The sequence below is a fragment of the Pseudomonas sp. SWRI154 genome (genome assembly GCF_014268645.1).
GTDB lineage: Bacteria > Pseudomonadota > Gammaproteobacteria > Pseudomonadales > Pseudomonadaceae > Aquipseudomonas > Aquipseudomonas marvdashtae.
The window spans coordinates 1-21,818 of sequence record NZ_JABWQW010000041.1 but is presented as its reverse complement, the minus strand read 5'-3'; the positions used below and the strand labels follow the sequence as shown (position 1 = coordinate 21,818).

The following is a 21,818-nucleotide window of genomic DNA, read 5'->3' as shown; positions in this document are numbered from 1 at the left end:
TTAACCGCGAGCCTTGGCTGCTGGACGTACAACCAAGTTGCCGCCAGTAGCGCCAGGAACAGCGCCCTTGACCAACAACAGATTGCGTTCAGCGTCCACGCGCACTACTTCGAGGGACTGCACGGTCACGCGCTCAGCGCCCATATGACCGGACATTTTTTTGCCCTTGAATACACGACCAGGAGTCTGGCACTGGCCGATAGAGCCTGGAACGCGGTGGGACACGGAGTTACCGTGGGTATTATCTTGCCCGCGGAAGTTCCAACGCTTGATCGTACCCTGGAAGCCTTTACCTTTGGACTGACCGGTAACATCAACCAGTTGACCAGCGGCGAAGATTTCAGCGTTGATCAGATCGCCGGCCTGGTACTCGCCTTCTTCAAGGCGGAATTCCATTACGGTACGACCAGCGGCAACGTTCGCCTTGGCGAAGTGGCCAGCTTGAGCAGCTGTTACACGCGAAGCACGACGCTCGCCGACAGTGACTTGCACTGCACGATAGCCATCGGTCTCTTCAGTTTTGAACTGGGTGACGCGATTCGGCTCGATCTCAATGACCGTGACCGGAATGGAGACACCTTCTTCGGTGAAAATACGGGTCATACCGCATTTACGACCGACTACACCAATAGTCATGTTGTAAACCTCATGAGTGTACGGGGCTTTCACCCGCTATGGCCGCCCATTTCAGAGCGTTACACGACTAAGACCGAGTCTTAGCCGAGGCTGATCTGCACTTCCACACCGGCCGCAAGATCGAGCTTCATAAGAGCATCAACGGTTTTATCCGTTGGCTGGACGATGTCCAGAACGCGCTTATGAGTACGGATCTCGTACTGGTCACGCGCGTCTTTGTTGACGTGCGGGGAGACCAGAACGGTGAACCGCTCTTTACGGGTAGGCAGTGGAATTGGACCACGCACTTGAGCACCAGTACGTTTCGCGGTTTCCACGATTTCCTGGGTGGATTGGTCGATCAGGCGATGGTCGAAAGCCTTCAACCTGATACGGATTTGCTGATTTTGCATTGGATTTCAGACTCCGGCTGCTATTCCCACCGGGCGCAATACGCCCGTTAAAAGGAGGCGCAATTCTATAGACGCCCCTGATAGGTGTCAACCCAATAAAAAAGCCCCCGCTGGGCGGGGGCTCTTTCAATCCATCAGAGCTAACTCAAAAAGAGCTTACTCGATGATTTTGGCTACGACGCCGGCGCCGACGGTACGACCGCCTTCACGGATAGCGAAACGCAGACCGTCTTCCATTGCGATGGTCTTGATCAGGGTGACAACCATTTTGATGTTGTCGCCTGGCATTACCATTTCAACGCCTTCCGGCAGTTCGCAGTTACCGGTCACGTCGGTGGTCCGGAAGTAGAACTGTGGACGGTAGCCTTTGAAGAACGGAGTGTGACGACCGCCTTCTTCTTTGCTCAGAACGTACACTTCAGCTTCGAACTTGGTGTGCGGCTTGACCGAACCTGGCTTAACCAGAACCTGGCCACGCTCAACGTCGTCACGCTTGGTACCACGCAGCAGAACGCCGCAGTTCTCGCCAGCACGACCTTCGTCGAGCAGCTTGCGGAACATTTCAACACCGGTGCAGGTGGTGACAGTGGTGTCACGCAGACCAACGATTTCCAGTGGATCCTGAACCTTGACAATACCGCGCTCGATACGGCCAGTCACAACAGTACCGCGACCGGAGATCGAGAATACGTCTTCGATTGGCATCAGGAACGGCTTGTCGATCACACGAACTGGCTCTGGGATGTAGCTGTCCAGAGTTTCTACCAGGCGCTTGACAGCGGTGGTACCCATTTCGTTGTCGTCTTGGCCGTTCAGAGCCATCAGAGCCGAACCGATGATGATTGGAGTGTCATCACCCGGGAAGTCGTAAGTGCTCAGCAGATCGCGCACTTCCATCTCAACCAGTTCCAGCAGCTCAGCGTCGTCAACCATGTCAGCCTTGTTCAGGAAGACAACGATGTACGGAACGCCTACCTGACGGGACAGCAGGATGTGCTCACGGGTTTGTGGCATCGGACCATCAGCGGCCGAGCAAACCAGGATCGCGCCGTCCATCTGGGCAGCACCGGTGATCATGTTCTTCACATAGTCAGCGTGACCTGGGCAGTCGACGTGAGCGTAGTGACGAATCGAAGAGTTGTACTCAACGTGCGCGGTGTTGATGGTGATACCACGAGCCTTCTCTTCCGGAGCGCTGTCGATTTTGTCGAAAGCAACAACGGCCGAACCGAAAACTTCGGAGCAGACGCGAGTCAGAGCAGCAGTCAGAGTGGTTTTACCGTGGTCAACGTGACCAATGGTGCCAACGTTGACGTGCGGTAGGGAACGATCAAATTTTTCTTTAGCCACGACAATTAACTCCTTGCCTAAAGGACTGAATCAGCCTTGTTTTTTGGTAACAGTTTCGACGATATGCGACGGAGCTGTATTGTATTTTTTGAATTCCATAGAGTAGCTTGCGCGACCCTGAGACATGGAACGAACGTCGGTTGCATAACCGAACATTTCACCCAACGGAACCTCGGCACGAATCACTTTGCCGGAAACCGTATCTTCCATACCCAGAATCATGCCACGACGACGGTTAAGGTCGCCCATGACATCACCCATGTAGTCTTCAGGCGTAACGACTTCTACCGCCATGATCGGCTCGAGCAACTCACCACCACCCTTCTGGGCCAGTTGCTTGGTCGCCATGGAAGCAGCCACCTTGAACGCCATCTCGTTGGAGTCGACGTCGTGGTAAGAACCATCGAACACGGTCGCCTTCAGGCCGATCAGCGGATAGCCGGCAACAACGCCGTTCTTCATCTGCTCTTCGATACCCTTCTGGATCGCTGGGATGTATTCCTTAGGAACCACACCACCTACGACTTCGTTCAAGAATTGCAGACCTTCCTGACCTTCGTCAGCCGGCGCAAAACGGATCCAGCAGTGGCCAAACTGGCCACGACCGCCGGATTGGCGAACGAACTTGCCTTCGATTTCGCAGCTCTTCGTGATGCGCTCACGATAGGAAACCTGAGGCTTACCGATGTTGGCCTCGACGTTGAACTCACGGCGCATCCGGTCAACCAGGATGTCCAGGTGCAGCTCGCCCATGCCGGAGATGATCGTTTGACCAGTCTCTTCATCAGTCTTGACGCGGAAAGAGGGGTCTTCCTGAGCAAGCTTGCCCAGAGCGATACCCATTTTTTCCTGGTCGTCCTTGGTCTTAGGCTCAACGGCAACCGAAATAACCGGCTCCGGGAAGTCCATGCGAACCAGGATGATTGGCTTGTCAGCGTTGCACAAAGTCTCACCAGTGGTGACGTCCTTCATGCCGATCAAGGCCGCGATGTCGCCAGCGCGTACTTCCTTGATTTCTTCACGGGCGTTTGCGTGCATCTGCACCATACGACCCACACGCTCTTTCTTGCCTTTAACCGAGTTGATCACGCCGTCGCCGGAGGCCAACACGCCCGAGTAAACCCGAACGAAGGTCAAGGTACCCACGAATGGGTCGGTAGCGATCTTGAATGCCAAAGCCGCAAACGGCTCGTCGTCACTTGCGTGACGCTCCATTTCCTCTTCCTCGTTATCCGGGTTGGAACCCTTGATAGCAGGAATGTCGGTTGGAGCAGGCAGGAAGTCGATAACGGCGTCGAGAACCAGGGGAACGCCCTTGTTCTTGAAGGAAGAACCGCAAACAGCCAGAACGATCTCACCAGCGATAGTACGCTGACGCAGAGCGGCCTTGATTTCCTCGTTGGTGAGCTCTTCGCCCTCGAGGTACTTGTTCATCAGCTCTTCATTGGCTTCGGCCGCAGCCTCAACCATGTTGCCACGCCACTTCTCGGCTTCTTCCAGCAACTCGGCAGGAATGTCCTTGCGAACAGGAACCATGCCCTTGTCGGAATCGTTCCAGTAGACAGCCTGCATGTTGATCAGATCAATCTGACCCTGGAAGTTGTCTTCGGAACCGATAGCCAACTGGATCGGCACCGGGGTGTGACCCAGACGCTGCTTGATCTGAGCGATCACGCGCAGGAAGTTGGCACCAGCACGGTCCATCTTGTTTACGTAAACAAGACGTGGAACACCGTATTTGTTGGCCTGACGCCATACGGTTTCCGACTGAGGCTCAACACCCGAAGTACCACAGAACACAACGACGGCGCCGTCGAGCACACGCAGGGAACGCTCAACTTCAATGGTGAAGTCTACGTGGCCTGGGGTATCGATGACGTTGAAGCGGTGCTCGTGCGGGTACTGCTTCTCGGAACCTTTCCAGAAGGCAGTGATAGCAGCAGAAGTAATGGTAATACCACGCTCCTGCTCCTGCACCATCCAGTCTGTGGTCGCGGCGCCATCATGCACCTCGCCCATTTTGTGACTTTTGCCGGTGTAAAAAAGGACGCGCTCGGTGGTGGTGGTCTTACCAGCATCCACGTGAGCAACGATACCGATGTTACGGTAGCGGTTAATCGGTGTAGTACGAGCCATAAAGCCCTCGCAAATTGAGTGACGCTAAAATTAGAAGCGGTAGTGCGAGAAAGCCTTGTTGGCTTCAGCCATACGGTGCACGTCTTCACGCTTCTTAACTGCAGCACCTTTACCTTCAGCAGCGTCCAACAGTTCACCAGCCAAACGCAGGGCCATGGACTTCTCACCGCGCTTGCGGGCGAAGTCTACCAGCCAGCGCATTGCCAGGGCGTTACGACGGGAAGGACGAACTTCGACCGGAACCTGGTAAGTAGCACCACCTACACGGCGCGACTTCACTTCGACCAGCGGAGCGATGGCGTCGAGAGCTTTCTCGAAGATTTCCAGGGGATCGCTGTTCTTGCGTTCCTTAACTTTGTCCAGTGCGCCATAAACGATACGCTCGGCAACGGCTTTCTTGCCGCTTTCCATAACGTGGTTCATGAACTTGGCGAGAATCTGGCTTCCGTATTTCGGATCGTCCAGAATCTCACGTTTGGCTGCTACGCGACGTCTTGGCATGATAAGCCCTCAAGCGGTCTTCAGGTTAGCCCGGGACAGCAGATGCGTGCCCGACCTTACTCTTATCGACTCAATAAAAATGAAAAACTGCAAAACGACCGATTACTTCGGACGCTTGGTACCGTACTTCGAACGACCCTGGTTACGACCTTTAACGCCGGAAGTATCCAAAGAACCGCGAACGGTGTGGTAACGAACACCTGGCAAGTCTTTTACACGACCGCCGCGGATCAGTACCACGCTGTGCTCTTGCAGGTTGTGACCTTCACCACCGATGTACGAGGAAACCTCGAAACCGTTGGTCAGGCGCACGCGGCATACTTTACGCAGTGCCGAGTTAGGTTTTTTCGGCGTGGTGGTATACACACGGGTGCATACGCCACGACGTTGCGGGCAGTTCTGCAGCGCAGGCACGTCGGATTTCTCGACGATACGCTTACGCGGCTGACGTACCAGCTGGTTGATAGTTGCCATCTACTAGCTCCACTGTTGTCTTGCGACGCTATTGTCTTACAAGAAAAGCAAAATGGCAGGAACGAATTCCCGCCAAATTTAGGGGATCAAGAGTCTAAAGAGGATCTTGTCCCCAGTCAAGGCAAGGCCCCGACCTCCCCGCCCGCCAGATCTCGACAATTTGTCTCGATCCGCCGAACGGAGTGACCAGGGCCAGGCACTCAATTACCGCAGAACTCAGCTACCACTCGAGTTCAGTGCTTCGGTCAGTGCGGCTTCCACTTCACTGGCGCTTACGCGCAACGGCTTGTCTGCATCACGACGACGCTTGCGCTCGCTGTGATAGGCCAAACCGGTACCGGCCGGGATCAGACGACCCACGACCACGTTTTCTTTCAGGCCGCGCAAGTAGTCGCGCTTGCCGGTTACCGCCGCTTCGGTCAGTACGCGGGTGGTTTCCTGGAAGGAAGCCGCCGAGATGAACGATTCGGTGGACAACGACGCCTTGGTGATACCCAGCAGCACGCGAGTGAACTTGGAGACGAACTTGTCTTCGGTTGCCAGGCGCTCGTTTTCCACCAGCACGTGAGTCAGTTCCATCTGGTCGCCCTTGATGAAACTCGAGTCGCCGGATTCAGCGATCTCGACCTTACGCAGCATCTGACGCAGGATGGTCTCGATGTGCTTGTCGTTGATCTTCACGCCTTGCAGACGGTAAACGTCCTGGATTTCGTTCACGATGTACTTGGCCAGCGCACTCACACCCAGCAGACGCAGGATGTCGTGTGGATCGCTCGGGCCGTCGGAGATAACTTCGCCGCGGTTTACCTGTTCGCCTTCGAAGACGTTCAGGTGACGCCACTTCGGAATCAGCTCTTCATACGGATCGCTACCGTCGTTCGGGGTAATGACCAGACGGCGCTTGCCCTTGGTCTCTTTACCGAACGCGATGGTGCCGCTGACTTCAGCCAGAATCGAGGCTTCTTTCGGACGACGGGCTTCGAACAAGTCGGCAACACGCGGCAGACCACCGGTGATGTCACGGGTCTTCGAAGTTTCTTGCGGAATACGAGCGATAACATCACCGATCGCGATCCGCGCACCGTCCGCAACACCGACCAAGGCGTTGGCTGGCAGGAAGTACTGAGCAATTACGTCAGTGCCTGGCAGCAACAGATCCTTGCCGTTGTCGTCGACCATCTTCACGGCTGGACGGATGTCCTTGCCGGCAGCTGGACGATCTTTAGCGTCGAGTACTTCAATGTTGGTCATACCGGTCAATTCGTCAGTCTGACGCTTGATCGTGATGCCTTCTTCCATGCCCACGTAGGTCACGGTACCTTTCATTTCGGTAACGATTGGGTGGGTGTGCGGGTCCCACTTGGCCACGATGGCGCCAGCGTCGACCTTGTCACCTTCCTTCACCGAAATCACAGCACCGTACGGCAGCTTGTAGCGCTCGCGCTCACGACCGAAGTCGTCGGCAATCGCCAGCTCACCCGAACGGGACACAGCCACCAGGTGACCGTCCACGCGCTCAACGTGCTTCAGGTTATGCAGGCGAACAGTACCGCCATTCTTCACCTGGACACTGTCGGCCGCGGAGGTCCGGCTTGCCGCACCACCGATGTGGAACGTACGCATCGTCAGCTGGGTACCCGGCTCACCGATGGACTGGGCAGCGATAACGCCGACCGCTTCACCGATGTTCACCTGGTGACCACGAGCGAGGTCGCGACCGTAGCACTTGGCGCAAATACCGTAGCGGGTTTCGCAGCTGATCGGCGAACGTACGATCACTTCGTCGATGCTGTTGAGCTCGATGAATTCGACCCACTTTTCGTCAACCAGGGTGCCAGCAGGAACGATGACGTCCTCGGTACCCGGCTTGAATACGTCACGGGCAATGACACGACCCAATACGCGCTCACCCAATGGCTCTACAACGTCGCCGCCTTCAATGTGCGGAGTCATTACCAAGCCATGTTCGGTGCCGCAATCGATCTCGGTCACGACCAGATCCTGCGCAACGTCTACCAGACGACGGGTCAGGTAACCGGAGTTCGCAGTTTTCAACGCGGTATCCGCAAGACCCTTACGAGCACCGTGAGTAGAGATGAAGTACTGAAGTACGCTCAAACCTTCACGGAAGTTCGCGGTAATCGGGGTCTCGATGATGGAGCCGTCCGGCTTGGCCATCAGGCCACGCATACCGGCGAGCTGACGGATCTGCGCTGCAGAACCCCGTGCGCCCGAGTCGGCCATCATGTACATCGAGTTGAAGGATTCCTGATCGACTTCGTTACCGTGGCGGTCGATGACTTTCTCTTTCGAGAGGTTCGCCATCATTGCCTTGGACACTTCGTCGTTCGCTTTGGACCAGAGGTCGATTACCTTGTTGTACTTCTCGCCCTGGGTTACCAGGCCGGACGCGTACTGGCTCTCGATCTCTTTCACTTCTTCGGTGGCAGCACCGATGATGCGGGCCTTTTCATCCGGGATAACGAAGTCGTTAACGCCGATGGAAACGCCGGAGATGGTCGAATAAGCGAAACCGGTGTACATCAACTGGTCAGCGAAGATTACGGTCTCTTTCAAACCAACCACGCGGTAGCACTGGTTGATCAGCTTGGAGATCGCCTTTTTCTTCATCGGCAGGTTGACGACGTCAAACGACAGGCCAGGTGGAACAACCTGGAACAACAGCGCACGGCCGACGGTGGTGTCGACGATACGAGTGTTCTTGACGCTACCGCCATCACGGTCGTTTACGGTTTCGTTGATCCGCACCTTGACCTTGGCATGCAGTGCGGCTTCGCCGGCACGGAACACACGGTCAACTTCCTGCAGATCCGCGAACACGCGACCTTCGCCCTTGGCGTTGATGGCTTCACGGGTCATGTAGTACAGACCCAATACAACGTCCTGGGACGGAACGATGATCGGCTCACCGTTCGCTGGCGACAGGATGTTGTTGGTCGACATCATCAACGCGCGCGCTTCCAACTGGGCTTCCAGCGTCAGCGGCACGTGCACGGCCATTTGGTCGCCGTCGAAGTCGGCGTTGTACGCAGCACAGACCAGAGGGTGCAGCTGGATAGCCTTGCCTTCGATCAGTACCGGTTCAAACGCCTGGATACCCAGACGGTGAAGGGTCGGTGCACGGTTGAGCAACACTGGGTGTTCGCGAATCACTTCGGCAAGAACGTCCCAGACCTCTGGCAGCTCGCGCTCGACCATTTTCTTGGCGGCTTTGATGGTGGTCGCGAGACCACGCATTTCCAGCTTGCCGAAAATGAACGGCTTGAACAGTTCCAGAGCCATTTTCTTAGGCAGACCGCACTGGTGCAGACGCAGGGTCGGGCCTACGGTAATTACCGAACGACCGGAGTAGTCAACACGCTTACCGAGCAAGTTCTGACGGAAACGACCCTGCTTACCCTTGATCATGTCAGCCAGGGATTTCAGAGGACGCTTGTTGGAGCCGGTGATAGCGCGGCCACGACGACCGTTGTCCAGCAGTGCATCGACAGCTTCTTGCAACATACGCTTTTCGTTGCGCACGATGATGTCCGGAGCGGACAGATCGAGCAGGCGCTTCAAGCGGTTGTTACGGTTGATCACTCGACGATACAGATCGTTGAGGTCGGAAGTCGCGAAGCGACCGCCATCGAGCGGGACCAGTGGACGCAGGTCTGGCGGCAGAACCGGCAGAACGGTCAGCACCATCCACTCTGGCAGGTTGCCGGAGCCCTGGAAGGCCTCCATCAACTTCAGACGCTTGGACAGCTTCTTGATCTTGGTTTCGGAGTTGGTTTGCGGAATTTCTTCGCGCAGACGGCCAATCTCGTGCTCAAGGTCGATAGCGTGCAGCAGTTCGCGGACAGCTTCGGCACCCATGCGGGCGTCGAAATCGTCACCGAATTCTTCCAGCGCTTCGAAGTACTGCTCGTCGTTTAGCAGCTGACCTTTTTCAAGGGTGGTCATGCCTGGATCGATAACGACGTAGCTCTCGAAGTAGAGAACGCGCTCAATATCACGCAGGGTCATGTCCATCAGCAGGCCGATACGGGACGGCAGCGATTTCAGGAACCAGATGTGGGCAACCGGCGAAGCCAGTTCGATGTGGGCCATGCGCTCACGACGAACTTTTGCCAGTGCAACTTCAACGCCGCACTTCTCGCAGATCACACCACGATGCTTCAAGCGCTTGTACTTACCGCACAGGCACTCGTAATCCTTTACCGGGCCAAAGATCTTGGCGCAGAACAGGCCGTCACGCTCAGGTTTGAACGTACGGTAGTTGATGGTTTCCGGCTTTTTAACTTCACCGAACGACCACGAACGGATCATCTCAGGCGAGGCCAATCCGATACGGATGGCGTCGAACTCTTCGACTTGACCCTGGTTTTTCAGCAAATTCAGTAGGTCTTTCAAGGCCTTTCCTCCTGGCGGAGCAGAGAGCGGGAAAAACAGCCCCGCTCTCGATTCGCGTCACGTGTTATTCGGTTTCCAGATCGATATCGATGCCGAGGGAACGAATTTCCTTGATCAACACGTTGAAAGACTCGGGCATGCCCGGCTCCATACGGTGATCGCCGTCCACGATGTTTTTGTACATCTTGGTCCGGCCGTTCACATCGTCCGACTTCACTGTGAGCATTTCTTGCAGAGTGTATGCAGCACCGTACGCTTCCAGTGCCCAGACCTCCATCTCCCCGAAACGCTGACCACCGAACTGCGCCTTACCACCCAGCGGCTGCTGGGTAACCAGGCTGTAAGAACCGGTAGAACGAGCGTGCATCTTGTCGTCTACCAAGTGGTTCAGCTTCAGCATGTACATGTAGCCAACGGTGACCGGGCGCTCGAATTTGTTGCCGGTACGGCCATCGAACAGCTGCATCTGGCCGCTTTCTGGCAGCTCTGCCAGTTTCAGCATGGCCTTGATTTCGCTTTCCTTGGCACCGTCGAACACCGGAGTAGCCATTGGAACGCCGCCGCGCAGGTTCTTCGCCAGATCCAGGATTTCCTGGTCGGAGAAGGTGTCCAGCTCTTCGTTGCGCCCGCCGATCTCGTTGTAGATCTCGTGCAGGAACTTACGCAAGTCAGCGACCTTGCGCTGCTCTTCGATCATCCGGTTGATCTTCTCGCCCAGACCTTTGGCCGCGAGGCCCAGGTGAGTTTCGAGAATCTGACCAACGTTCATACGCGAAGGTACGCCCAACGGGTTGAGGACCACGTCGACCGGGGTGCCATTGGCATCGTGCGGCATGTCTTCAACCGGCATGATCACGGAGACCACACCCTTGTTACCGTGACGACCGGCCATCTTGTCGCCCGGCTGGATGCGGCGACGGATTGCCAGGTAAACCTTGACGATTTTCAGCACGCCTGGAGCCAGGTCATCGCCCTGCTGCAGTTTGCGCTTCTTGTCTTCGAACTTGTCGTCCAGCAGACGGCGGCGATCAACGATGTAGGCCTGGGCCTTCTCGAGCTGCTCGTTCAGAGCATCTTCAGCCATGCGCAGTTTGAACCACTGGCCATGCTCAAGACCGTCGAGAACTTCGTCGGTGATTTCCTGACCTTTCTTCAGGCCGGCGCCGCCTTCGGCTTTGTGGCCGACCAGGGCGGAGCGCAGACGTTCGAAAGTTGCGCCTTCGACAATACGGAACTCTTCGTTCAGATCCTTGCGGATCTCGTCGAGTTGAGTCTTCTCGATGGACAGTGCACGAGCATCACGCTCAACGCCGTCGCGAGTGAAGACCTGTACGTCGATGACGGTACCCTTGGTGCCAGTCGGCACACGCAGGGAAGTGTCTTTAACGTCGCTGGCTTTTTCACCGAAGATGGCACGCAGCAGTTTTTCTTCCGGAGTCAGCTGGGTCTCGCCTTTCGGAGTGACCTTGCCTACCAGGATGTCGCCTGCGCCAACTTCAGCACCTACATAAACGATACCGGCTTCGTCCAGCTTGTTCAGTGCAGCTTCACCCACGTTCGGGATATCTGCAGTGATCTCCTCTGGCCCAAGCTTGGTGTCACGGGCCACACAGGTCAGTTCCTGGATGTGGATCGTGGTGAAGCGATCTTCCTGAACCACACGCTCGGACAGGCAGATGGAGTCTTCGAAGTTGAAGCCGTTCCATGCCATGAACGCGATGCGCATGTTCTGGCCCAGAGCCAGTTCACCCATGTCGGTGGACGGACCGTCGGCCATGATGTCGCTACGCTGAACCCGATCACCCTTGCTCACCAGCGGACGCTGGTTGATGCAGGTGTTCTGGTTGGAGCGGGTGTATTTGGTCAGGTTGTAGATGTCGACACCGGCTTCGCCAGTTTCAACTTCGTCATCGGCAACACGAACCACAATACGGCTCGCATCAACGGAGTCGATCACGCCGCCACGACGAGCCACGACGCAGACGCCGGAGTCACGAGCTACGTTACGCTCCATGCCCGTACCTACCAGCGGCTTGTCGGCACGCAGGGTTGGTACAGCTTGACGCTGCATGTTCGAACCCATCAACGCACGGTTGGCGTCGTCGTGCTCGAGGAACGGGATCAGCGACGCGGCGACCGAAACTACCTGCTTCGGCGATACATCCATCAAGGTGACGTCTTCCGGCGCCTTGACGGTGAACTCGTTCAGGTGACGAACAGCTACCAACTCGTCGGTCAGGACTTTCTTGTCGTTCATCGTGGCCGAAGCCTGGGCGATCACGTGATCAGCTTCTTCGATGGCGGACAGGAACACGATCTCGTCGGTGACCAGAGCGTCTTTCACCACGCGGTACGGGCTCTCGAGGAAGCCGTACTGGTTGGTGCGCGCATAGGCCGCCAAGGAGTTGATCAGACCGATGTTCGGACCTTCCGGCGTTTCGATCGGGCATACACGACCGTAGTGAGTCGGGTGTACGTCACGAACTTCAAAGCCTGCGCGCTCACGGGTCAGACCGCCCGGGCCGAGTGCGGAGACACGACGCTTGTGGGTGATCTCGGACAGCGGGTTGTTCTGGTCCATGAACTGGGACAGCTGGCTCGAACCGAAGAACTCTTTCACAGCCGCAGCCACTGGCTTGGCGTTGATCAGGTCTTGCGGCATCAGGCCTTCGCTTTCAGCCATCGACAGACGTTCCTTGACCGCGCGCTCAACACGCACCAGGCCAACACGGAACTGGTTTTCGGCCATCTCGCCTACGCAGCGAACACGACGGTTACCCAGGTGGTCGATGTCATCGACGATGCCTTTGCCGTTACGGATGTCGACGAGAGTCTTCAATACCGCAACGATGTCGTCCTTGTTCAGTACGCCCGAACCTTCGATTTCGGTACGACCGATACGACGGTTGAACTTCATCCGGCCGACCGCAGACAGGTCATAGCGCTCAGGGCTGAAGAACAGGTTGTTGAACAGGGTCTCGGCTGCATCCTTGGTTGGCGGCTCGCCAGGACGCATCATGCGATAGATTTCGACCAAGGCTTCCAACTGGTTGCCGGTGGAGTCGATCTTCAGCGTGTCGGAGATGAACGGACCGCAGTCGATATCGTTGGTGTAGAGAGTTTCGATGCGAACGACTTGGGCCTTGGCAATTTTTGCCAGGATCTCAGTGTTCAGCTCGGTGTTGCACTCTGCCAGGATTTCGCCGGTGGCCGGATGCACGATGACCTTGGCGGTGGTGCGACCCAGGACGTAGTCCAGAGGCACCTGCAGCTCTTTGATCCCGGCTTTTTCCAGCTGGTTGATGTGGCGAGCGGTGATGCGACGACCCTGCTCGACAATAACCTTGCCTTTGTCATCGAGGATATCGAGGACCGCGATTTCACCGCGCAGGCGCTGAGGCACCAATTCCAGGCTGAGGTTTTCACCTTGCACGTGGAAGACGTTGGTGGTGTAGAACGCGTCCAGCACTTCTTCGGTGGTATAGCCGAGCGCGCGCAGCAGTACCGATGCAGGCAGCTTGCGACGACGGTCGATACGCACGAATACGCAGTCTTTCGGGTCGAACTCGAAGTCCAGCCACGAACCGCGGTAAGGAATGATGCGCGCGGAGTAAAGCAGTTTGCCGGAGCTGTGCGTCTTGCCACGGTCATGGTCGAAGAACACGCCCGGAGAACGGTGCAGCTGGGAAACGATTACACGCTCGGTACCGTTGATTACGAACGTACCGTTCTCAGTCATCAGGGGGATTTCACCCATGTAGACTTCTTGCTCTTTGATGTCCTTGATCGCTTTGTTCGACGATTCTTTGTCGAAAATGATCAGGCGCACTTTTACCCGCAAAGGTACGGCGTAAGTAACACCGCGCAATACGCATTCTTTGACATCAAATGCCGGCTCGCCCAGGCGATAACCGACGTACTCCAGCGCAGCATTGCCGGAGTAGCTGATGATCGGGAAAACGGATTTGAAGGCCGCATGCAGGCCCACGTCGCGGAACTGATCTTTAGTCGCTCCCGCTTGCAAGAATTCACGATACGAATCCAGCTGGATGGCCAGGAGGTACGGCACATCCATGACGTCCGGCAACTTGCTAAAGTCCTTGCGGATACGTTTTTTCTCAGTATATGAGTAAGCCATCAGCGTTCCCCAGCTTGGTCACCTGCTTGTTTGGCCCCTCCCGACGGGAGCAGCCAGAAAATCGTGCAAACCCCATGGTTTGCGCCACCACATCGGGTGGTTACAGCTCGCGATCAGCACCGACCCAGTCGGCTGCCAATAACGGAAAAAGGCCGGTGGCAAGAGCCACCAGCCATCAGCCTGTCGCTTAACGCTCGGGCTGGAGACGCAAAGTCGATGCTTACTTCAGCTCGACTTTAGCGCCTGCTTCTTCCAGAGTTGCCTTGGCTTTGTCAGCTGCGTCTTTGGAAACAGCTTCCAGAACCATGGCAGGAGCGCCGTCAACTACAGCCTTGGCTTCTTTCAGGCCCAGACCGGTCAGTTCACGTACTGCCTTGATCACGTTTACTTTCTTCTCGCCAGCTTCGGTCAGCATGACGTTGAATTCGGTTTGCTCTTCAACAACGGCGGCAGCAGCAGCTGGACCAGCGGAAGCAGCGGCAGCGGAAACGCCGAATTTCTCTTCGAAAGCTTTGATCAGCTCAACAACCTGCAGAACCGACATTTCAGCTACGGCGTTGAGGATATCGTCTTGGGAGATAGACATTACTGTATTTCCTGAATTGGGGGACGGCCTACGCGGCCATCGAAATAAACAAAAAAGCGCGAGAGAAAATGCTCAGCCTTAGGCTGCGGCAGCTTCTTTTTGCTCGCGAACTGCAGCCAGAGTACGAGCCAGCTTGCTGGTAGCGCCTTGAATCACGCTCATCAGCTGCGAAATGGCTTCGTCGCGGGTCGGCAGTGTTGCCAGTACATCGATCTGATTAGCTGCGAGGAACTTGCCCTCGAACGCAGCTGCCTTGATCTCGAACTTATCCTGACCCTTGGCGAATTCCTTGAACAAACGGGCAGCAGCGCCTGGATGATCCTTGGAGAACGCGATCAGGGTCGGGCCGGTGAACACGTCGTTGAGAACACTGTATTCAGTGTCAGCAACTGCGCGCTTGAGCAGGGTGTTACGTACAACACGTACGTAAACGCCAGCTTCACGGGCCTCTTTACGGAGTCCGGTCATTGCGCCTACTGTTACGCCACGGGCATCAGCCACGACAGCGGACAGAGCGACTTTGGCAGCCTCGTTGACTTCAGCGACGATGGCCTTCTTGTCTTCGAGATTAATTGCCACGGGTTTAACTCCTGCTTGTTACCGTTTCATTCGGTCGAAACCGAATGTCGTTTTGGTGTCTGATTCGGTAAGGAACCGGGAGCACCATCTGCGTAGGCTTGTGGTTTAAGACTTGCGTCGCCTACGGTCTTGGACAGCCCCCGCCAGGCAGGGACCCCAATTTTTCAGTTGGCGCAATCGCTTGCGCCAACCTGAGTCTTACGCGTCGAGCGAGCTCTGATCGATAACCAGACCTGGGCCCATAGTGGTGCTCAGGGTAACGCGCTTGACGTAGATACCTTTCGAAGAAGCTGGCTTGATACGCTTCAGATCAGCGATCAGGGCTTCAACGTTTTCCTTCAGCTTGACGGCGTCAAAGCCGATCTTGCCAACGGAAGTGTGGATAATGCCGTTCTTGTCGGTGCGATAACGAACCTGACCAGCCTTGGCGTTTTTAACCGCGGTGGCTACGTCTGGTGTTACGGTGCCGACTTTAGGGTTAGGCATCAGACCACGTGGACCGAGGATCTGACCCAACTGACCTACAACGCGCATGGCATCCGGGGATGCGATCACTACGTCGTAGTTCAGGTCGCCGCCTTTCATTTCAGCAGCCAGATCGTCCATGCCAACACGGTCAGCACCAGCAGCCAGAGCAGCTTCAGCTGCTGGACCCTGGGTGAACACGGCAACACGTACGGTCTTGCCAGTGCCGTGTGGCAGCACGGTAGCGCTACGAACGACCTGGTCGGATTTACGTGGGTCAACACCCAGGTTCACAGCAACGTCAAAAGACTCACTGAACTTGACAGTCGACAGCTCGGCCAGCAGAGCGGCGGCGTCTACAAAGTTGTAGGCCTTGCCTGCTTCGATTTTGCCGGCGATAGCCTTTTGACGCTTGGTCAGCTTAGCCATTACACACCCTCCACGTTAAGGCCCATGCTACGAGCAGAACCGGCGATAGTACGCACGGCTGCATCCATATCAGCTGCAGTCAGATCCGCGTTTTTGGTCTTCGCGATCTCTTCCAGCTGAGCACGGGTAACGGTGCCAACCTTAACGGTGTTTGGACGAGCGGAACCGCTGGTCAAACCTGCAGCCTTCTTCAGCAGAACCGAAGCAGGGGTGCTTTTTGTTTCGAAAGTGAAGCTACGGTCGCTGTAGACAGTGATGATCACTGGAGTCGGCAGACCTGGCTCAAGACCCTGGGTACGGGCGTTGAAAGCCTTGCAGAATTCCATGATGTTCACGCCATGCTGACCCAGTGCGGGACCAACAGGTGGGCTTGGGTTAGCCTGAGCGGCCTTCACTTGCAGCTTGATGTAAGCGGTAATTTTCTTGGCCATGAGGCACTCCAATTACGGGTTCTAACGCCTCGAAAGGCTCCCCGGTTGCTTGCGCGTTTATCCCAGTGACGACAAAACCCCACAGCCTAGGGCTGCGGGGTTGGGATGCCTGTTCAATCAGACCTTTTCGACCTGGCTGAACTCTAGCTCTACCGGAGTAGAGCGACCGAAAATGAGCACTGCCACTTGGATCCGGCTCTTTTCGTAGTTAACTTCTTCAACCGTGCCATTGAAATCAGCGAATGGACCGTCGGTGACGCGTACAACTTCACCCGGCTCAAACAGCGTTTTCGGCTTCGGCTTATCGCTACCATCAGCGACACGACGCAGAATCGCTTCTGCTTCTTTATCTGTGATCGGCGCAGGCTTGTCGGCGGTACCGCCGATGAAGCCCATCACCCGAGGGGTATCCTTGACCAAGTGCCAAGTCCCTTCGTTCATGTCCATCTGTACCAGCACGTAGCCCGGAAAGAACTTGCGTTCACTTTTGCGCTTCTGGCCATTACGCATTTCAACCACTTCTTCAGTGGGGACCAGAATTTCGCCAAAGCCATCTTCCATGCCAGCCAGCTTTACGCGCTCTACCAACGAGCGCATAACATGCTTCTCGTAACCCGAGTAAGCATGCACAACGTACCAACGCTTAGCCACGGGACACCCTTAGCCAACAATCAAGGAAACAAGCCAGCCGAGCAGGGAATCAAGCCCCCACAACAGCAACGCCATTACCAGAACAACAGCCACAACGATCAACGTGGTCTGCGTGGTTTCTTGGCGAGTCGGCCATACGACTTTACGGATTTCGGTGCGAGCTTCCTTAGCGAGTACAAAGAACGACTTACCCTTGGCCGTCTGCAGCCCTACAAAGGCAGCAACAGCAGCAATAGCAAGCAATGCAAGTACGCGGTACAGGATCGGCGAAGCAGAAAAATACTGATTGCCAACAACGCCAACAACCACCAAAGCGACTACTACTAGCCACTTGAGCAGATCGAAGCGAGAGCCTTGAGCTTCAGCTTTAGGAGTCATCTATGAAGATCCTGTGAAAAGAAAGCCAGACACACCAAGTGAATCTGGCAGGTCAGGAGGGAATCGAACCCCCAACCTACGGTTTTGGAGACCGTCGCTCTGCCAATTGAGCTACTGACCTAAAACAAAATCAGGCCGACCATTATGCCGGCCCGAAAAAGACATTACAACTGTTTACTCAATGACTTTGGCTACGACACCGGCGCCGACGGTACGACCGCCTTCACGGATAGCGAAACGCAGACCGTCTTCCATCGCAATGGTCTTGATCAGAGTGACAGTCATCTGAATGTTGTCACCCGGCATTACCATTTCGACACCTTCCGGCAACTCGCAATTACCAGTCACATCAGTTGTACGGAAGTAGAACTGTGGACGGTAGCCCTTGAAGAACGGAGTATGACGACCACCCTCCTCCTTGCTCAGAACGTAAACTTCGGCAGTGAACTTGGTGTGCGGCTTGACGGTGCCCGGCTTGACCAGAACCTGGCCACGCTCAACGTCGTCACGCCTGGTGCCGCGCAGCAGTACGCCGCAGTTCTCACCAGCACGACCTTCATCGAGCAGTTTGCGGAACATTTCAACGCCGGTGCAGGTAGTTTTCTGAGTATCGCGCAAACCAACGATCTCAACCTCTTCCTGGATACGGACGATGCCACGCTCAACACGACCAGTCACAACAGTACCGCGACCGGAGATCGAGAATACGTCTTCGATCGGCATCAGGAACGGCTTGTCGATAGCACGCTCAGGCTCTGGGATGTAGCTATCCAGAGTCTCAACCAGCTTCTTGACCGCAGTGGTGCCCATTTCGTTGTCATCTTGGCCGTTCAGAGCCATCAGAGCCGAACCGATGATGATCGGGGTGTCATCACCCGGGAAGTCGTAAGTGCTCAGCAGATCGCGCACTTCCATCTCAACCAGTTCCAGCAACTCAGCGTCATCAACCATGTCAGCCTTGTTCAGGAAGACAACGATGTACGGAACGCCTACCTGACGGGACAGCAGGATGTGCTCACGGGTTTGTGGCATCGGACCATCAGCGGCCGAGCAAACCAGGATCGCGCCATCCATCTGAGCAGCACCGGTGATCATGTTCTTCACATAGTCAGCGTGACCTGGGCAGTCAACGTGCGCATAGTGACGCACGGCCGAATCGTACTCAACGTGAGCGGTGTTGATGGTGATACCGCGAGCTTTTTCTTCCGGGGCGCTGTCGATCTTGTCGAAGTCAACCTTCGCCGAACCGAAAACTTCGGAACAGACACGGGTCAGAGCGGCAGTCAGAGTGGTTTTACCGTGATCGACGTGACCAATGGTACCAACGTTGACGTGCGGCTTATTACGTTCGAACTTTTCCTTAGCCATCGAAATCACCCCTAGGAGAAGAATTTAGCAAGTCACATAAGCCATTAAAACAAAGGCAGATATTTTCATATCTGCCTTGTAATATGGAGCTCTTGAGCGGATTTGAACCGCTGACCTCACCCTTACCAAGGGTGTGCTCTACCAACTGAGCTACAAGAGCAAAACGCTTTGCACAACCTGCAAACTTGGAGCGGGTAGCGGGAATCGAACCCGCATCATCAGCTTGGAAGGCTGAGGTTCTACCACTAAACTATACCCGCGGAGCTTGCAGCTCACGCTAAAAATGGTGGAGGGGGAAGGATTCGAACCTTCGAAGTCGTAGACGTCAGATTTACAGTCTGATCCCTTTGGCCGCTCGGGAACCCCTCCTAAGCGAGCCGGCATTCTATATCATGCCAGCCTTCTGTCAAGCATTTTCTCATTAAAAACCTGAGGTTAGCTGCGTCGACCTCGCTTCGTATCGCTAACCCTTAAGGGTCTTCGCTGCGAAGCGGGCGCCATTCTATGCAAACTACCCAGCAGGTGCAACCCCTTCACAGGGCATTATTTTATGTTTTAACTCATTGAATTCTTTGGAAAGGTTTTGGATCGTCGTGTCACTCAATTTTCCCGCGCTTTCCGAGGGAATCTGAAGCCAGAATGCGCCTCCCTCTGGCGAGTCTGGGGAGGCCAACGTGACGGGACGCGCTACAACCCCCAACGAAGCCAACCGCTGCTCCAGTTGCCTGGCTGATTCCGGGCGCAAAACACCGCCCAGATAATTACAACTTTTGCGCGCCTCACCCGCTTTGCCTGTATCACGCCGGACAAGCGAATCTGCCGTCTCGCTCAAGAGATGAATATCCTGCTGCGAACCGCGATACAAACTCAGCGGAGTAACGTCCTTGGCACGAAGCGGGGCCTCTTGCTGATGCCAGATGTAGTAAAAGCCATTCAAAACCAGCAACAAAAGAAACAGCCACCGCATAGAAACCTCAAACCAAAGGACAGGCCATCGCCAAACCAACAAAGACCAAGTCAGGCGCGACCTTGGCTTCAGGAACAACCCCGGAAACCAGCTCGGCGTCCCCTCCCGTTAAAAACACCTCGAAATCCTTTCCCCAATATTGCTTTGCCAATTCAAGTTGAGTCAGGACGAACCCCCTGAGCATCAGCATACAGCCACGCTCAACCGCCTCCACCGTCGCCCTACCCGGCGCAAGACTCTCGTGAGCTCGCTCGGCAGCAGTATCGTCATACCGAATTCGTCGTGTATGGGTACGCAACTGATTACGCATCAAAGGCATACCAGGACAAATAAACCCGCCCAGATGCTCACCGTCCGCCGCCACGAAATCCGCCGTAACAGCCGTGCCAAAATCAAGCACAAGGCACGCCCCGGATGCGAGATGGAAGCCGCCAAGCAAGGCTAGCCATCGATCGAGACCTAATCGCTCATATTCCTCGTAACCGTTTTTCACACCCGCCATGTCCCGAGCGGGCACAGCACGAGCCACCGACACCCCAAACGCATCCACGAGGGAGGCAACCAGGGAGTCAGTTTCGTCAGGGGTCCTGACACTTACAAGGCGGCACTTTTCCAGCTGAAATTTCTCAGCATCGCTCAGGCTTGCGAGCAAATCATCGTCAGAACTGACTACGCCCCCTTCGACAGGCGTCACGCCATCGGAGCGAAGGACGCGCCACTTGATAAAGCTATTACCGCAATCGAGCTCAAGAATCATCACGCAACCTCAAACTGAGCTCACCGCCGCTAAAAATTTTCTCCACACCATCCACCTTCAAGCGCAGCGCACCCTGACGATCGATACCCATCACCACCCCGTCAATTTGATTGGTACCTGCAATCAACGAAACAGCCCTTCCCTGCCACAAGTGGAAGTGTTCCCACTCTTGCTGAATCGCTGCAAACCCAGACACTTGGTGCAGTGCCAGATAGTGCTGGAGCTTCGCGCTCAAGCGCGCCACCAGCTCGTTTCGATCAAAATCCCGACCTGCTTCCAAACTCATGGACGTCCATTGCTGATCAACCTCATCAGTCGACCGCATATTCACATTGATTCCTACGCCCAGGACAACATGACAAACATCGGCCGGGTCTCCTACCAATTCAAGCAGGATACCTGCGATTTTTTTCTCACCAACCAGGACATCGTTGGGCCATTTGAGTCCTGCATTCATGCCACCCAAGTCGCGCAATGCCTGCATGACGGCGAGTCCGACAACGAGACTCAGGCCTTCGATCTGCCGCATGCCGCCTTCGATGCGCAACACCAAGCTATAGTAGAGGTTGTCAGCGAATGGACTGACCCACTTACGGCCACGACGACCACGACCCGCTATCTGGCGTTCGGCCAAGACCAAGAAGGGCGCCGCCATACCACGCTCTATAGCGCGCAAAGCTTCGGCATTGGTGGAGTCGATGGAATCATGTATTTGGACAGGCCACTCGAACCCTTCTTTCGAGGTAATTTCGGCCGCATCCAAAAGCAACAGCGGTCTTGCCAACTGGTACCCCCTGCCTCGGACCTTATGGACAGATAATCCTAACTCCGCCTCCAGATGCTGTAATTGCTTCCACACCGCGCTACGGCTGATACCCAACCCCGCACCCAGCGCCTGACCTGAATGGAAGCGGCCGTCCTTCAGAAGTTTTAGCAACGTGAGCATACGAACTGTGCCTGATAAGGAGGCCCGCATGATAGCCATGCACAGGGCAGTTGCATAGAAACACCAAACTTGCTTTTCGACAGGCAAAACAAAACCCCTACCTGCATCAGCAGATAGGGGTTTCGGCATTTAATCTTGACGATGACCTACTCTCACATGGGGAAACCCCACACTACCATCGGCGATGCATCGTTTCACTGCTGAGTTCGGGATGGGAT

Annotated in this window: 18 protein-coding genes, 4 tRNA genes and 1 rRNA gene; all 23 read right to left on the bottom strand. The window is 55.6% G+C overall.

Annotated elements, in window-relative coordinates; translation table 11 throughout:
• On the bottom strand, positions 1 to 636 hold the full coding sequence (gene rplC, locus HU806_RS24915; RefSeq protein WP_003186059.1) for a 50S ribosomal protein L3: 636 nt from the start codon (positions 634 to 636) through the stop codon (positions 1 to 3).
• Positions 637 to 716: 80 nt separating this feature from the next.
• Positions 717 to 1,028, bottom strand: a complete 312-nt coding sequence (rpsJ, locus tag HU806_RS24910; RefSeq protein WP_003186070.1) for a 30S ribosomal protein S10 — start codon at positions 1,026 to 1,028, stop codon at positions 717 to 719.
• 156 nt (positions 1,029 to 1,184) lie between these two features.
• Complete coding sequence (gene tuf, locus HU806_RS24905; RefSeq protein WP_003186071.1) at positions 1,185 to 2,378, bottom strand: elongation factor Tu; 1,194 nt, start codon at positions 2,376 to 2,378, stop codon at positions 1,185 to 1,187.
• 30 nt (positions 2,379 to 2,408) lie between these two features.
• Positions 2,409 to 4,514: an elongation factor G gene (gene fusA, locus HU806_RS24900; protein WP_186615423.1), complete on the bottom strand. Its 2,106-nt coding sequence runs from the start codon at positions 4,512 to 4,514 to the stop codon at positions 2,409 to 2,411.
• 30 nt (positions 4,515 to 4,544) lie between these two features.
• The gene (gene rpsG, locus HU806_RS24895; RefSeq protein ID WP_003186074.1) at positions 4,545 to 5,015 is read right to left on the bottom strand and encodes a 30S ribosomal protein S7; all 471 of its coding nucleotides are present in this window, start codon (positions 5,013 to 5,015) and stop codon (positions 4,545 to 4,547) included.
• 102 nt (positions 5,016 to 5,117) lie between these two features.
• On the bottom strand, positions 5,118 to 5,489 hold the full coding sequence (gene rpsL, locus HU806_RS24890; protein WP_003186084.1) for a 30S ribosomal protein S12: 372 nt from the start codon (positions 5,487 to 5,489) through the stop codon (positions 5,118 to 5,120).
• A gap of 216 nt (positions 5,490 to 5,705) precedes the next feature.
• A complete protein-coding gene (gene rpoC / locus HU806_RS24885) occupies positions 5,706 to 9,905 on the bottom strand; it encodes a DNA-directed RNA polymerase subunit beta' (protein ID WP_186615422.1) in 4,200 nt (1,399 codons plus the stop codon).
• 64 nt (positions 9,906 to 9,969) lie between these two features.
• Positions 9,970 to 14,043: a DNA-directed RNA polymerase subunit beta gene (rpoB, locus tag HU806_RS24880; protein WP_186615420.1), complete on the bottom strand. Its 4,074-nt coding sequence runs from the start codon at positions 14,041 to 14,043 to the stop codon at positions 9,970 to 9,972.
• Positions 14,044 to 14,263: 220 nt separating this feature from the next.
• Positions 14,264 to 14,629: a 50S ribosomal protein L7/L12 gene (gene rplL / locus HU806_RS24875; RefSeq protein ID WP_025215758.1), complete on the bottom strand. Its 366-nt coding sequence runs from the start codon at positions 14,627 to 14,629 to the stop codon at positions 14,264 to 14,266.
• A 78-nt stretch (positions 14,630 to 14,707) separates the two neighbouring features.
• Positions 14,708 to 15,208 carry a 50S ribosomal protein L10 gene (gene rplJ, locus HU806_RS24870; RefSeq protein ID WP_047230484.1) on the bottom strand — a complete coding sequence of 167 codons (501 nt, stop codon included), beginning with the start codon at positions 15,206 to 15,208 and terminating at the stop codon, positions 14,708 to 14,710.
• Between the two features lie 198 nt (positions 15,209 to 15,406).
• Positions 15,407 to 16,102, bottom strand: coding sequence for a 50S ribosomal protein L1 (gene rplA, locus HU806_RS24865; protein ID WP_003186095.1), 696 nt, complete (start codon positions 16,100 to 16,102; stop codon positions 15,407 to 15,409).
• On the bottom strand, positions 16,102 to 16,533 hold the full coding sequence (gene rplK / locus HU806_RS24860) for a 50S ribosomal protein L11 (RefSeq protein WP_003176435.1): 432 nt from the start codon (positions 16,531 to 16,533) through the stop codon (positions 16,102 to 16,104). The genes rplA and rplK overlap by 1 nt, the downstream gene beginning before the upstream one ends.
• A gap of 117 nt (positions 16,534 to 16,650) precedes the next feature.
• A complete protein-coding gene (gene nusG / locus HU806_RS24855; RefSeq protein ID WP_003186097.1) occupies positions 16,651 to 17,184 on the bottom strand; it encodes a transcription termination/antitermination protein NusG in 534 nt (177 codons plus the stop codon).
• A 9-nt stretch (positions 17,185 to 17,193) separates the two neighbouring features.
• Positions 17,194 to 17,562 carry a preprotein translocase subunit SecE gene (gene secE, locus HU806_RS24850; protein ID WP_024776457.1) on the bottom strand — a complete coding sequence of 123 codons (369 nt, stop codon included), beginning with the start codon at positions 17,560 to 17,562 and terminating at the stop codon, positions 17,194 to 17,196.
• Between the two features lie 45 nt (positions 17,563 to 17,607).
• Positions 17,608 to 17,683, bottom strand: a tRNA-Trp gene (locus HU806_RS24845).
• Between the two features lie 53 nt (positions 17,684 to 17,736).
• Positions 17,737 to 18,930 (bottom strand): elongation factor Tu, encoded by a 1,194-nt coding sequence (gene tuf / locus HU806_RS24840; protein ID WP_186615418.1) that lies wholly within the window; start codon positions 18,928 to 18,930, stop codon positions 17,737 to 17,739.
• An 84-nt stretch (positions 18,931 to 19,014) separates the two neighbouring features.
• A tRNA-Thr gene (locus tag HU806_RS24835) sits at positions 19,015 to 19,090 on the bottom strand.
• Between the two features lie 26 nt (positions 19,091 to 19,116).
• A tRNA-Gly gene (locus HU806_RS24830) sits at positions 19,117 to 19,190 on the bottom strand.
• 24 nt (positions 19,191 to 19,214) lie between these two features.
• Positions 19,215 to 19,299 (bottom strand) — tRNA-Tyr (locus HU806_RS24825).
• A 142-nt stretch (positions 19,300 to 19,441) separates the two neighbouring features.
• A complete protein-coding gene (locus HU806_RS24820; RefSeq protein WP_186615416.1) occupies positions 19,442 to 19,897 on the bottom strand; it encodes a hypothetical protein in 456 nt (151 codons plus the stop codon).
• A gap of 7 nt (positions 19,898 to 19,904) precedes the next feature.
• Positions 19,905 to 20,654: a pantothenate kinase gene (locus HU806_RS24815; protein WP_186615414.1), complete on the bottom strand. Its 750-nt coding sequence runs from the start codon at positions 20,652 to 20,654 to the stop codon at positions 19,905 to 19,907.
• Positions 20,644 to 21,600 (bottom strand): bifunctional biotin--[acetyl-CoA-carboxylase] ligase/biotin operon repressor BirA, encoded by a 957-nt coding sequence (gene birA / locus HU806_RS24810; RefSeq protein WP_186615412.1) that lies wholly within the window; start codon positions 21,598 to 21,600, stop codon positions 20,644 to 20,646. The genes HU806_RS24815 and birA overlap by 11 nt, the downstream gene beginning before the upstream one ends.
• Positions 21,601 to 21,733: 133 nt before the next feature.
• Positions 21,734 to 21,818: ribosomal RNA gene (rrf, locus tag HU806_RS24805) — 5S ribosomal RNA — on the bottom strand; the annotation flags it as partial.